General features: G+C 62.7%; 11 protein-coding genes and 1 tRNA gene. 9 read left to right on the top strand and 3 right to left on the bottom strand.

The genetic code is table 11. The annotated features are described in order from the left end of the window. The first annotated feature begins 148 nt into the window (after positions 1-148). Complete coding sequence (bioB, locus tag B5525_RS37535; protein ID WP_154073922.1) at positions 149-1,120, top strand: biotin synthase BioB; 972 nt, start codon at positions 149-151, stop codon at positions 1,118-1,120. Between the two features lie 158 nt (positions 1,121-1,278). Here bioB and B5525_RS37530 read toward each other — a convergent pair whose 3' ends face one another. Then, the gene (locus B5525_RS37530) at positions 1,279-1,950 is read right to left on the bottom strand and encodes a TetR/AcrR family transcriptional regulator (protein WP_079571059.1); all 672 of its coding nucleotides are present in this window, start codon (positions 1,948-1,950) and stop codon (positions 1,279-1,281) included. 321 nt (positions 1,951-2,271) lie between these two features. Here B5525_RS37530 and B5525_RS37525 point away from each other — a divergent pair, with 321 nt between their 5' ends. The 3 genes from B5525_RS37525 (at position 2,272) to B5525_RS45665 (ending at position 5,173) form a co-directional block, all read left to right on the top strand. Beyond that, on the top strand, positions 2,272-3,510 hold the full coding sequence (locus tag B5525_RS37525; protein WP_079574314.1) for an acyl-CoA dehydrogenase family protein: 1,239 nt from the start codon (positions 2,272-2,274) through the stop codon (positions 3,508-3,510). Positions 3,511-3,560: 50 nt separating this feature from the next. After that, positions 3,561-4,619 (top strand): phosphotransferase family protein, encoded by a 1,059-nt coding sequence (locus tag B5525_RS37520; protein ID WP_079571057.1) that lies wholly within the window; start codon positions 3,561-3,563, stop codon positions 4,617-4,619. Positions 4,620-5,014: 395 nt separating this feature from the next. Beyond that, a complete protein-coding gene (locus B5525_RS45665; protein WP_172900047.1) occupies positions 5,015-5,173 on the top strand; it encodes a hypothetical protein in 159 nt (52 codons plus the stop codon). A gap of 656 nt (positions 5,174-5,829) precedes the next feature. Here B5525_RS45665 and B5525_RS37515 read toward each other — a convergent pair. After that, on the bottom strand, positions 5,830-6,615 hold the full coding sequence (locus tag B5525_RS37515; protein WP_079571055.1) for an SDR family NAD(P)-dependent oxidoreductase: 786 nt from the start codon (positions 6,613-6,615) through the stop codon (positions 5,830-5,832). 153 nt (positions 6,616-6,768) lie between these two features. Between B5525_RS37515 and B5525_RS37510 the strand changes: the two genes are divergently transcribed. Together B5525_RS37510 and B5525_RS37505 are read left to right on the top strand one after the other, a co-directional pair. After that, positions 6,769-7,470: a histidine phosphatase family protein gene (locus B5525_RS37510; protein ID WP_079571054.1), complete on the top strand. Its 702-nt coding sequence runs from the start codon at positions 6,769-6,771 to the stop codon at positions 7,468-7,470. A 73-nt stretch (positions 7,471-7,543) separates the two neighbouring features. Beyond that, positions 7,544-8,311, top strand: coding sequence for an SDR family NAD(P)-dependent oxidoreductase (locus tag B5525_RS37505; RefSeq protein WP_079571052.1), 768 nt, complete (start codon positions 7,544-7,546; stop codon positions 8,309-8,311). A gap of 194 nt (positions 8,312-8,505) precedes the next feature. Here the strand turns inward: B5525_RS37505 and B5525_RS37500 are convergent, their stop codons facing one another. Beyond that, the gene (locus B5525_RS37500) at positions 8,506-9,732 is read right to left on the bottom strand and encodes a serine hydrolase domain-containing protein (RefSeq protein WP_079571050.1); all 1,227 of its coding nucleotides are present in this window, start codon (positions 9,730-9,732) and stop codon (positions 8,506-8,508) included. Between the two features lie 149 nt (positions 9,733-9,881). Between B5525_RS37500 and B5525_RS37495 the strand changes: the two genes are divergently transcribed. The 3 genes from B5525_RS37495 (at position 9,882) to B5525_RS37485 (ending at position 13,575) form a co-directional block, all read left to right on the top strand. Next, a tRNA-Trp gene (locus B5525_RS37495) sits at positions 9,882-9,957 on the top strand. Positions 9,958-10,350: 393 nt separating this feature from the next. Next, on the top strand, positions 10,351-11,811 hold the full coding sequence (locus B5525_RS37490; RefSeq protein ID WP_079571049.1) for a UbiA family prenyltransferase: 1,461 nt from the start codon (positions 10,351-10,353) through the stop codon (positions 11,809-11,811). Next, a complete protein-coding gene (locus B5525_RS37485) occupies positions 11,812-13,575 on the top strand; it encodes a DUF6798 domain-containing protein (protein ID WP_079571047.1) in 1,764 nt (587 codons plus the stop codon). Positions 13,576-13,620: the final 45 nt, after the last annotated feature.

Below are 13,620 nucleotides of genomic sequence, written 5' to 3'. Positions count from 1 at the left end.
TTCGTTCACTTGCCCGTCAGAAACCTGTTTCGAGGGACGCCCGGCATTGCGAGGCAGCCGGCAATCGGGCTAAGTCGCGCCGTTCGGCCGGCTTGCGGCCCGGTGCTCCAGCGGAGGGGATATGACGATTGCAGCGCGCTCCAGCGAGATGAATTCGGCGAGACCGCTATACGGCGACATCCGCCAGAATTGGACGAAAGAAGAGGCGCTTGCGCTTTACGAGGCTCCGTTCAATGATCTCTTGTTCCAGGCCCAGACCATCCACCGCCGGAATTTCGACCCCAACAAGGTCCAGCTCAGCCGGCTGCTCAGCATCAAGACCGGCGGGTGCCCCGAGGATTGCGGCTATTGCAGCCAGTCCAGCCATCACGAGTCCGGCCTCAAGGCGTCCCGGCTGATGGAGGTGGAACGCGTGCTGGCAGAGGCGCGCAAGGCCCGCGACGCCGGTGCCACCCGCTATTGCATGGGCGCCGCCTGGCGCAGCCCGAAGGACCGCGACATGGACGCCGTCGTCGCCATGGTCGAGGGCGTCAAGGCGCTCGGCATGGAGACCTGCATGACGCTCGGGATGCTCGACGGTGCGCAGGCCGCGCGGCTGGGCGAAGCCGGTCTCGATTATTTCAACCACAACATCGACACGTCCGAACGCCATTACGGCAACATCATCTCCACGCACAGCTTTGCCGACCGGCTGCAAACGCTGGCCCATGTGCGGGAGTGCGGCATCAAGGTGTGCTGCGGCGGCATCGTCGGCATGGGCGAGGAGGCGGGCGACCGCGTCGACATGCTGGTGACGCTGGCCAATTTGCCGGAGCATCCCGAAAGCGTGCCGATCAACATGCTGATCCCGATCGCGGGCACGCCGCTGGCGCAGGCCGACCCGATCGAGCCGATCGATTTCGTCCGCACCATCGCGCTGGCGCGCATCCTGATGCCGAAATCCTTTGTTCGCCTCTCGGCCGGCCGCAGCGCCATGACCGACGAGATGCAGGCCCTGTGTTTCTTCGCCGGCGCCAATTCGATCTTCGTCGGCGATACGCTGCTGACCGCCGGCAATCCCGGCGAAGACCACGACGCCGCGCTGTTCCGCCGCCTCGGCATCGAGGCGCTGGAGATTTAGTCCCCGTTTGGCTTCAACCTTCGAGACGCATCGCTTTGGCGATGCTCCTCAGGATGAGGTCCAACCCCTTATTCAGGATGAGGTCGTAGACCCTCATGGTGAGGAGCGCGGCAATGCCGCGCGTCTCGAACCATGAGGCCAGCGTAGCGAGACCGCGCTCACCGCGCGTCGCGCGTCACCAGCTTCGCGGGCGGCTTCTTTTCCGTCTCAGCCCCCGTCAGCGCCATCACCGACACCGCGACGATGCGCTCGATGATCGCCTGGACGTCATTGAGGTCGCATTTTCCGTCCGACAGCCGCGTCAAGCGCTCGCTTTCGCGGATGGTGTGGTGGGCCATGGCGAGCGCAAAGTGCAGGCCCCAATAGAGATCGACCTCGCTGCGGTCGGGCAGTGAGCGCCGCATCGCCGCGGCGAATTTTCGCAAGTGGTCGACTTCGCGATTCTTGATGCGGCGGATCGGCGGGACCGATTCGATCGAGGCGCGGATCATGAAGCGCGCCGCCGTCGAGCCCTCGCGGTCGGGCCCGAGGCAGCCGTGCAGCGGCGGCCCCACCAGCGCGCGCAGGATGGCATCGATCCCGGCGCGTCCGCCGCCGGCTTCCTCGGCGGCCTTCAACTCGTTGAGCCGCTGGCGGTTGGTCGCGATCGAGCGGGTGACGAACAGTTCGGCGATCAACTCGTCCTTGGAACCGAAATGATAGTTCACCGCCGCCAGATTGACGTCGGCCGCCGCCACGATGTCGCGCAGCGTGACGTCGCCAAAGCCGCGATCGGCGTAAAGCCGTTCGGCGGCGGCGAGGATGGCAGTCCTGGTATGATCCGACGCCATGGCCTCAAACCTTTTCCCGTCATTCCGGGGCGCGCGAAGCGCGAACCCGGAATCTCGATTCTGCAATCTCTGGATTCCGGGTTCAGCCCTGCGGGCTGCCCCGGAATGACAGGCGTGGGATGGAGTTGCAATTCAAACAATTGTATGAAACTATCGTTTGAAGGGCCGGAAATGTCAATCCGCGCGGCATGCGCATCGCATCTCCGGCTGGTCACGCCTTCGTCATCATTGCCGCGAGCCTCTCGATAAATGGCCTTGCGGCGCGCGGACGGCGGGCAGACAGTTGCGGCCAACAATCCTGGAACAGGCGAGGAGCATCCCATGGACTTCAATTTGTCGGACAAGCAAAAGGAATGGCTCGAACGGGTGCAGGCCTTCATGACCAAGCACGTCCGGCCGGCGGTGCCGATCTATCGCAAGCAGGACGAGGAAGGCCCGCGCTGGAAGGTGATCCCGATCCTCGAAGACCTCAAGAAGAAGGCGAAGGCCGAGGGCCTCTGGAACATGTTCATGCCGCCGTCCGCGCATGAGGACGACGAATTCCGCGGTGCGGGATTGACCAACCTCGAATACGCGCTGCTCGCCGAGGAAATGGGCCATATCAGCTGGGCCTCGGAAGTGTTCAACTGCTCGGCGCCCGATACCGGCAACATGGAAGTGTTCATGCGCTATGCCAACAAGGAGCAGAAGCGCAAATGGCTGCGGCCGCTGATGGACGGCGAGATCCGCTCCGCCTTCCTGATGACCGAGCCCGCGGTGGCGTCGTCGGACGCGACCAACATCGAAACCAGCATCAAGCGCGATGGCGATCATTACGTCATCAACGGCCGCAAATGGTGGTCGTCCGGCGTCGGCGATCCCCGCTGCAAGGTCGCGATCCTGATGGGCAAGACCGACCCGACCCAGGCCAAGCACCAGCAGCAGTCGCAGATCCTGGTGCCGCTCGACACCCCCGGCATCAAGGTCGAGAAGATGCTGCCGGTGTTCGGCTATGACGATGCGCCGCACGGCCACGCCCAGGTGCTCCTGGAGAACGTTCGCGTTCCCGCCGAAAACATCCTGCTCGGCGAGGGCAGGGGTTTCGAGATCGCCCAGGGCCGCCTCGGTCCCGGGCGCATCCATCACTGCATGCGCACCATCGGCAAGGCCGAGGAGGCGCTGGAGAAGATGGTGCGGCGGCTGTCGTCGCGCACCGCGTTCGGCAAGAAGATCATCGAGCACTCGATCTGGGAACAGCGCATCGCGGAGGCCCGCACCGACATCGAGATGAACCGCCTGCTGTGCCTGAAGGCCGCCGACATGATGGACAAGGTCGGCAACAAGACCGCGCAGCTTGAAATCGCCATGATCAAGGTGGCGGCGCCGAACATGGCGCTGAAGATCATCGACAACGCCATCCAGGCCTTCGGCGGCGCCGGCGTCTCCGACGACGCGGGTCTGGCCCGGGACTATGCCTCGATGCGGACGATGCGGCTCGCCGACGGTCCGGACGAGGTCCATAACCGCGCCATTGCCAGACTTGAACTTCGGAAGTATGCAAACTCTCCCACCACGCACTAACGGGAGCCCACCAAACTTGGCGCTCCCCAAAGAAATAAGGGAGCGTCATCGTGGCCGACGGCGTCAGAAGCGACGAGGAGTTTTCGGGCACCAGGCCCGTCGAGGAGCGGCATCGAATCGATGAGCTCCGGCTCGACGGCTGGATGCGCGAGCACGTCGAGGGCTATCAGGGACCGCTGGTCGTCCTGCAGTTCAAGGGCGGCCAGTCCAATCCAACCTACCGGCTCGACACCCCCGGGCGATCCTATGTGATGCGGCGCCGGCCGTTCGGCAAATTGCTGCCGTCGGCGCACGCGGTCGACCGCGAATTCCGCGTCATCGCCGCGCTCGGCAAGCAGGGATTTCCGGTCGCCAAAGCCTATGCGCTATGCACCGACGACGGCGTCATCGGTTCGGCCTTCTACATCATGTCGATGGAGGAGGGCCGGGTGTTCTGGGATCAGGCACTCCCGAGCCAGACCCCGGCAGATCGCCGCAAGATCTTCACCAGCAAGATCGAGACGCTGGCGAAGTTGCATACCTACGATCCGCAGGCGATCGGTCTCGGCGACTTCGGCAAGCCCGGCAATTATTTCGCGCGCCAGGTCGACCGCTGGACCAAGCAGTACCGCGCCTCCGAAACCCAGCACATTCCGGAATTCGAGAAACTCGCCGAATGGCTGCCGAAGACCGTGCCGCAACAGGAGCGCGTGTCGATCGTCCACGGCGACTATCGCCTCGACAACATGATTTTCCACCCCACCGAGCCGCGGGTGCTGGCGGTGCTGGACTGGGAACTGTCGACGCTCGGCGATCCCATGGCCGATTTCACTTATCTGCTGATGCAGTGGACCATGCCGGGCCTCGCCAATGCCGATCTCAAGGCGCTGAACATTCCGAGCATGGAGGAGGCGGCGCAGATCTACTGCAACGTCACCGGCGGCACCGTGCCCGACCTGAACTGGTATTTTTCCTACAATCTGTTCCGGCTCGCCGGCATCACCCAGGGTATCGCCGGCCGCATCCGCGACGGCACCGCCGCGAACGCCAAGGCCATGGAATCCGCCAAGCGCACCGTGCCGCTGTCAAAGGACGCGTGGGCCTACGCGCAGAAGGCGGGCGCGAAGTAGCAAGGCAATTCACAACAAGCCGACTTACAAACAGTGTCATCGCCCGCGAAAGCGGGCGATCCGGTATGCAGTGCCGTCGACGAAGCGCAGTGCTTCACAACAACAACTCGTCATACGCGGGCTTGACCCGCGTATCCATCGATCTTCAGAAGAGTCTTGCGAAGAACCTTCAGAAGAATCCTGCGAAGAAGATGGATTGGCCGGGTCAAGCTCGGCCACGACGAGTTGGGTGCAACTCGGAACCCCACGGTTCCATTTCCATCGCGAGGATTTCTTAACCAGGCACCGCTATGGTCGAGCTAATCGCGGACTGCCCTTAGGCCGCCCACGAGAAGTAACGCGTACGGAAACCCGCCGCCTCAACCCGGCGGGTTTTTCCGTGGGAAAGGTCGTCGATGTCACTCTCCTCAGCAAAGAATTATGCGCTTCGCGCCGAGCGGTCGCAGGACCCCAAGGAAGCCGCCGACCTCTTGGCGAAGGCGATCCTGGAACTGGCGGCGTCGATCGAGGCAACGGATGCCAAAGTGAAGAAGATGAACAGGTCGGGTGGCTGATCGTGTCGTCCTGCGTATCCAATCGGACCCGACGGGCAAATCAAAAAACCTGTCCAGCCCTATTCGCAAAAATATTCTGATTTTCCGAAGACCCAAATCAGCTTTATAACCTCTGCCATCCCGTGCCCACCAAGAGGGGCGTATCGCGATCGTCACGGACGTTGGGCGCGGGACGCGATGGACGTAAATCGCCGGGCGCTATCCTTTGCGCGGACGAGCGGCGTTTTGCGGACGGCGAAGTCGTATGGTCCTGACGCCCCGACGCTGGCGTCAAGTTTGCGGCAACATCCGCAGGCGACGGTGGCAAAAAAGCCCGGTCACCGGGGAGAGTAAGAAGTAAGCCGTAAAACCATTGCGCAGGGAAGGCCGGTCGATCCGGTTGAACCTGTGGTCCTACCCCCGTGCTTTTTTTGCACGGGACCCACGGGTGCAATCGGCGCCCGGCCTTCCCTGCGCCCTCTTGTTTCTCGAGGGTGGTTCGCTTCACCAACTCGGACGCGTCAGCGCCGCGAGAAAGCGAAGTCATGGCCTCAGCTTCTCGAGTCAAAAGCACGATCTCGCAATTTGCGTCATTGCGAGCGGAGCAAAGCAATCCATCTTTCAGCAAGCGCGAAGCTGGATTGCTTCGTCGCTTCGCTCCTCGCAATGACGAGACCTCAAATCGGTTTGCCCGCATACGGCATCGAGGCGGTGAGTCCGCCGTCGACTGGGATGGCCTGGCCGTTGACATAGGACGCCTCGTCGCTGGCAAGAAACAGTCCCATCGCCGCGAGCTCATGCGGCTGGCCGGCGCGCTTCAAGGGATTGAGCTGGCCGATCTTGCCGTCGGTGCCGCGTTGTTTGGCGTTGTCGAAGATCGGTTTTGTCATGCCGGTTTCGATCAGGCCGGGGCAGACCGCGTTGATGCGCACGCCGGTCCCGGACAGCGAATAGGCCGTGGTCTGCACCAGGCTGATGACGCCGGCCTTGCTCGCGGCATAGGGATGGCCGCTGGCGCCGGACTTCAGGCCGGCCACCGAGGCGGTGCAGACGATCGCGCCGGATTTCTGCCTGATCATGTGCGGCATCGAATGCTTGATCGCCAGGAACGGGCCGATCAGATTGATGCGCAGGATCTCCTGCCAGTGTTCCACGGTCTGCTCGGCGAGCGGCACCAGCCCGCCGCTGATGCCGGCATTGGCCCAGATCGCGTCCAGCTTCCCGTAGGCCGACACCGCCTTGTCGATGAAGGCCTTGACGTCCGCTTCGAGGCCGGCGTCGGCTATCACGGCTTCGGCGGTGCCGCCGGCCTTGCGGACCTGCGCCACCGTCTCCTTGACGCCGTCGGCGCGGTCGACCGCGATCAGTTTGGCTCCCTCTTTGGTGAACAGCAGCGATGCCGCGCGGCCGATGCCGCTGCCCGCGCCGGTGATGACGACGGATTTGCCTTCGAGGCGGCCCATGCGTTTCTCCCTGGTCCTGATGCACCCGGCGCTTGCTTGCCGTGGTGCGGAATTTCAAACAAGATTTTAAACGTTCAAGTCGCGTTCAAGTCACTTGAGACGATGTGAGCTCTGACGTACAGCGACAGCAGACAGTAGGGAAGGGTGTTCGCGATGTCCAATCCAGGCAAGGCCGTCACAACGCGCTGGTGGTGGGTGCGCCACGCGCCGGTGCGCGAGGACAATGGCTGCATCTACGGACAGAAGGACCTCGGCTGCGATACCAGCGATCGCGTGGTGTTCACAGCCGTCGGCAAGATCCTGCCGCGCGACGCGGTCTGGTACGCCAGCCATCTGAAGCGGACGCATCAAACCGCTGAAGCGATCTGGGCCGCTGGTTTTCCGAGGCCCGCCACGATGCAGCACGAAGCGGCGCTGGCCGAGCAGCATCTCGGCGAGTGGCAGGGCATGAACCGCGCCGCGTTCCTCGCCAGCCAGCCGGCCGGCAGCCACTGGTTCGCCGATATCGACCAGCCGGCGCCGGGCGGCGAAAGTTTCATGGATCTCTACAACCGCGCGCGCGGTGCGATCGAACGGATCACCACCGAACAGGCCGGCAAGGACGTGATCGCCGTCGCCCATGGCGGCACGATCAAGGCGGCGGTCGGACTTGCGCTCGGCGGCCAGCCGGACAAGGGCCTCGCCTTCGATATCGACAATTGTTCGGTGACCCGGCTCGATCATGTCGCAGCCGACGGCCGCAACGTCTGGCGGCTTCCGATGGTGAACCAGCAGCCCTGGATCGCCGACCCCTCGCATGCCGCCATGCATCAGCCGGCCGGGCCGGAAGTCGTGCCGGAGACCAAGCTCGCGTGAAGCCTGGTTGTCGAAGGCCGGGAACGCTGCTTAGCTCGAACTCGAAAATCAAAACCAGTTCTGGGAGAGAAACATGACCTTGTTCGATATGACCGGAAAAGCCGCCGTCATCACCGGCTCGACCCGCGGCATCGGCCGCGCCATCGCCGAACGGATGGCCGAGCACGGCGCCAAGGTGGTGATCTCCTCGCGCAAGCAGGACGTCTGCGATTCCGTCAGTAAGGAAATCAACGACAAGTTCGGCAAGGGCACGGCGGTGGCGATCGCGGCCAACATTTCCAGCAAGGAAAACCTGCAGAATCTCGTCAACGAATCCAACCGCGCCTTCGGCAAGATCGACGTTTTGGTCTGCAACGCCGCATCGAACCCTTATTACGGCCCGCTCGCCGGCATCTCCGACGAGCAGTTCCGCAAGATCCTCGACAACAACATCGTCGCCAACAACTGGCTGACCAGCATGGTGGTGCCGCAGATGATCGAGCGCAAGGACGGCTCAGTCATCATCGTGTCCTCGATCGGCGGCATCAAGGGCTCGACCATCCTCGGCGCCTACGCGATCTCGAAGGCCGCCGACATGCAGCTCGCACGGAATCTCGCCTGCGAATACGGCCCGCACAATGTCCGCGTCAATTGCATTGCGCCGGGCCTGATCAAGACCGATTTTGCGAAAGCGCTATGGGACAATCCGGAAAACCTGAAGGCCTCGACCTCGCGCTCGCCGCTCTTGCGCATCGGCATTCCCGACGAGATCGCGGGGGCCGCGGTGTTCCTGGGCTCGGCGGCCGGCAACTTCATGACCGGCCAGACCATGGTGATCGACGGCGGCGCCACGATCAGTTGAGATGGAGCGGGCGGCAACCCTCTCGGCTGTCATCGTCCGCCATCCGGTCCGGCCTTTGGCCGGCCGGACGACAGGCTCCGGCGGACGATCCGGTAAACGCCGGCGTCTCGAATCTCAAAAAGCGTCACGGCGTACTGGATGCCCCGCTTTCGCGGAGCATGACGACGGAGGCTGTGGCGCGTGGCGGCTTCGCCTCACTCCACCGCCGCGTAGACGAGGTCGCGCAGCAGCGTGCGGATGTATTCGCGCTGGCCGGGGCCCTGCATCATGAACACCGCGAACATGTTTTCCGCGGGGTCGATCCAGAAGAAGGTTCCGGCCACGCCGCTCCAGAAGAACTGGCCGAGCGAGCCCGGGAACGGCGCCATGCCCTGGTGGGTACGCACGGCGAAGCCGAGCCCAAAACCGTGACCGGCCGGCATCAGCGGCGAGTCGACCTTGACGTCGGGGGCGAGATGGTCGGAAGCCATCAGCTCCAGCGTCTTGCGGCCGATCAGCCTGTTGCCGTCGAGCACGCCGCCGTTGAGCAGCATCTGGCAGAAGCGGGCGTAGTCCATGGTGGTCGAGACCAGCCCGCCGCCGCCGGATTCCATCACCGGCTGTTCCAGCATGTTGAAGAGCTGCACCTTCTCACCGTTCCAGGGGTCGATCAGGAACGGCTCGGCGAGCCGGCCGGCGTTTTCCGGGCCGGTATGGAACGCGGTCTCGGCCATCTGCAGCGGCGCCAGTATCCGCTCGGTCAGGAACGCGCTCAGCGTCTTGCCGGAAACGACCTCGATGATGCGGCCGAGGATGTCGGTGGAGCGGCTGTAGTTCCATTCCGCGCCCGGCTGGCACATCAGCGGCAGGCTTGCGACCAGCGCCGCATGTTCGGCGTTGCTGATCTTGCGGCTGCGCAGCCGCGACTGCTGATAAAGCTGCTGCACCAGGCTGTTACCGGTATGGTCGTAGGTAATGCCCGAAGTGTGCCGCAGCAGGTCCTGGACCGTCATCGCGCGCTTGAGCGGCACCAGATCGAGCTTGCCGTTGTGCTCGACGCCGACCTTCTGGTCGGCAAACTCCGGGATGAATTTGGCGACCGCGTCGCTGAGCAGGAAATGGCCATCCTCGATCAGCATCATGATGCCGACCGACACGATCGGCTTTGTCATCGAGAAGATGCGGAAAATCGAATTCTGCGCCATCGGCGCGGACGTCGCCGGGTTCTGTCGGCCCAGCGCCTCGAACCAGCCGATCTGACCGCGCCGCGCCACCATCACGGTCGCGCCGGGGAGGGTTCCCTTGTCGATCTCGCGCTTGAAGGCGTCCGACATCCGCTGCAGCCGCAGCGGCGAAAGCCCGAGCGATTCCGGCTTGGCCTGCGGGAGCGGGGGCGTCTGCGGGGCGGCCGGCTGTTTTGTCGCGGCTTGCTGCGGGGTCATGGGTCTCTCCCTTTGCTCTTGCTTGGCTTGGTTGAACTCTGGCGCGGAATGGCGGGGTTGAACAGGGTGCTAACCGCGCTTCGCCCTTGCAATCGGGGTATTCCCTATGCTTGAAACGGCGCGGATCGGCGGCGACGCAGGGTCCTCACAGGAGTGTAGCTCAATTGGTAGAGCACCGGTCTCCAAAACCGGGGGTCGCAGGTTCGAGCCCTGCCACTCCTGCCAGTGCGTCCAGCCCGCTAAGCCCTTGATTTTGACCGTTCCTGTTACGGCCGAGTCGAACCGAAGGCCTCGGTTCCCGCCGCTGGCGGCGCGACTTTGCCGGAGCCGCGCGTGGCGCCATCCCCGGATGTCCGATGCGCTACCGGGCGACGGAACACCTTCCGCCAAGCGAGCTGCCTTGCGCCAGTTGTAATCAAATTGGCATGGTCACCGCAGGCGGGCCATTAACCGGTCATTAGCGTTCGCCGAAGGTGGTTCATTTTCGCCGCAGCATTGGCCGCTTTTCCCGTCTTGGCGGCGGCCAGGGTGTGCCCGGATAATCAATCGTTTAAGGGATACCGATACGCTCCCGCAAGCATTGCCCCGAACAATTCCGGACCAGAAGAGCGCTTTCGAATGGAGCAGCAAATACGGGTGCGAGACTGCGCTGCGACGACGCCGAAGGTGGCGATGGCCGAAAGACGTGCGCTCGTGGTCGATTTGGAGGGAGTCTTGCTCCGTTCCGATCTCGCTCAAGAAGCGCTTTTCAGTAATGCAGCGAGATCGTTGGCTTGCCTTCGGGACGCTGTCCTCGGCGGAAAGGGCGCTTTGCTCGACCAAGTCCTGGCAGCGGCCGAGATTGACTATGCCCATCTTCCTTACGACACCGACGTTCTCAACCTCGGTCTGGCTGCCCGGGCCCAGGGGCGCAAAATATACATCGCCGCCACGCGGTACCCGGATCATGCGACGGCGATCGCCTCCCACCTTGGTTTCGATGGCGTCGTCACTTTAGCCGACCTTACCGCCGGCGCGGAAACGACCAATAGAGCCAATCCCGCGCCGCCTTTCGATGCCGGGAGCTTCGATTACATCGGCAACGGACGGGCGCCGGAAAGTGTCTGGCGCGCGGCATGCACAACCTATGTCGTCGGTGGCTCAGATCATCTTTCGAAGCGGCTTGAACTCCTGAACCCTTCCTTGAAGAGAATCGGCGGACGCGACACCTCCTGGCGGACATGGCTCAATGCGCTTCGAGTTCACCAATATGCCAAGAACACATTGGTGTTTGTCCCGGCTCTGACGTCGCACCAGGTGAACCTGGCGTCGCTGGGAAGCGCGTTTCTGGCGTTCATGGCGTTCTCGGCTTGCGCATCCAGCGCCTATCTGCTCAACGATCTCTTCGACCTCGCCGCGGATCGCCAGCATCCGAGCAAGCGGTATCGCGCAATCGCGTCCGGCGCCTTGCCGATCTCGACGGCGTTGATCGCCATTCCGATCCTCTGGATCGCATCGGCCGTCGCCGGGCTCTCGATATCGAGCGTGTTCGTTGCGATCCTCGGCGCCTATCTCGCGACGACGATGGCCTACTCGCTCTTTCTCAAGAAGAAGATGCTGGTCGACATCGTGACGCTTGCTGGCCTCTACACCGTCCGCATTCTCGGCGGAGCGGTTGCCATCGGCGTTTATCTTTCGGAATGGCTGATGGTCTTCTCGCTGTTCGTTTTTACCTCGCTGGCGCTGATCAAGCGCTACAGCGAACTCGCAATGCGCCAGGAGTCAGGGCTCTCCAATCCGGTCAATCGGGACTACAGGATCAGCGATCTCCAGATCGTTGCGGCGATGGCCGCCGCAAGCGGCATGAATGCGATTACCGTGCTATCGCTGTATGTCTCATCGCCGGTCGTCGCGCAGGCCTATAGCCGGCCTTGGATGTTGTGGTTACTCAATCCGCTGCTGCTGTATTGGATTGGCCGCGCCCTGATGCTGGCGCATCGCAGGGAGATGGCTGACGATCCCATCGTCTACACGTTCAAGGACAATGCCAGCCGGATCGTCGTGCTGGCGATGATGTGCATCGTGCTGGCGGCGATTTGAATGACGGAAATCACCATAAAGTCCAGTATTGTCGCCCGCAGGCGTGCGATCAGCATTCCGGGCACCTTCCTCGAGACTCTGGCCCTGGCCGCCATCGCGGCGGCATTGTCGTTGGCGTACAAGGGATTTCTGTTCGGCATCGAGAACAACGTTTTTCATTTGCCGATCGTCGGCGGTCTCTATGACGAGCCGCAATACCGCGACGATGTCTTTATTCAGTCGCTGCGGTATTTTTCTTCCGGCGTCTGGTTGCTATTGGGCGGTTTCGAAAAGCATTTCGGCCATACGCAGGCGCTGTTTCTGGTTCTGGCCTATCTTTCCCGATGGCTCTGTTTCGTTGGGTTCTTATGCTGCGCCTCGCTTCTTGGTGTCGTCGACAGGCGCGACAAGGTCGTCTTCAGCCTGATCCTTTGTTTCTTCTCCTTCCTATACGGCGATAGCTACGCCGGCACCGGCGGCCTGTTCCTGAACTATTTCACCCACTCGGAGATCGCCAACGGCACCGTCCTGTTGGCGATCTATTTTGCGGCGAGATGCCGGTTCACTGCCGCGACGATCGCGCTTGGCGTGACGTTGTTCATCAACGCCTTCATCGCGGTCTGGCTTGTGCCGCTGCTCGTCTGTATCGCGATCAGTCTTCTGAGCGAGCGGAAGGCGACAGTGGGAGGGATCTGTTGGCAGATCCTGGTCGGCCTCTTGCCCTGTGTGCTTCTGGCCGGTCCCGTTCTCGGTAATATCGCTTCCAATCCGGAACTCGGCAAACCGCTCGATTTCGATTTCGTGACTTACCTTCACGAGTATTTCGCGGGGCACGTTCTGATCGGTTCGATACCGATCCCGAGCATGTTCGGCCTGGCGGCTGTTGCAGTTCTTGGCGCGGTTGCGCTGTACTGGTTTGGTACTGGCGCACGGGAGTTGCAGGCCGCCTATTGCGGTGCAATCCTGCTCTATGCGATTGGCATCGCCGTTCCCTTCTCCACCAGCGCTCCCATTGTTCTCAACCTGCATCTGCTGCGGTCGAGCACGATCATTCATCTGCTTGCCGGATTGGCCGCGGCTGCCGTGGCGACAAGCTGGCTTCGCCGCGACGAGGAGCCGACCTTTCTGCCTGGCTGCCTGATAGTGCTGTCCCTGAGCCTCGGCAATCTCGCATTTGCTGTCTGCATTCCCATCATTTTGGGCATGTATTTCACCCGGCCAATGCAATTCCAGGCGACGCAGCAAGCTGGGTTCCTCTCCAGGCGCGTCCTGGGTTATCTGATGCTCGCGGTAGTCCTGGCGATCGGTTGGCCGCTGTCCGCTTGGCAGAACGTCAGGTTCAACCGGTTATTTGCCGAGAGCATCCCGGAGTGGACGGCTGTAGGCGACTGGGCGCGAGCCTCGACGTCCCCGACCGCCATGTTCCTGGTCCCGCCCAGACCCCGCGGCAGCGGTGCATCCGAACCGGATCCTTCCGAGCTTGCGCTGTCGAGAACCTCGATCTTTGAATTCGTCTCCCATCGCCGGGTCTGGGTCGACTACAAGCGTGGGGCGGCCGTGATGTGGATGCCTTCTTATTACCAGGCCTGGCGAACCAGGTTGGCCGAGGTCGAGGCCTTGAACTCTCTGGACCAGCGGGTTGCCTATGCCGACCGCAACGGCATCGATTACGTCATCGATCGTTGCAACCCGGCGTCAGCGCGGGGCGACGGCGTCTTTCGTACGGAGCGGCTATGCGTATTTCCGGCCGCGCATGCGGCCGTGACCGATCCATTGAGCCCATAAGGGGCCGGGCCGGTCCGTTGGGGGGCGCCACCTTGACCTTTGGCC

Origin of the sequence: Bradyrhizobium erythrophlei, from assembly GCF_900129505.1 — a bacterium.
GTDB classification, from domain to species: domain Bacteria; phylum Pseudomonadota; class Alphaproteobacteria; order Rhizobiales; family Xanthobacteraceae; genus Bradyrhizobium; species Bradyrhizobium erythrophlei_D.
The sequence above is the reverse complement of the archived record's forward strand: the minus strand, read 5'-3'. Positions and strand labels throughout refer to the sequence as shown.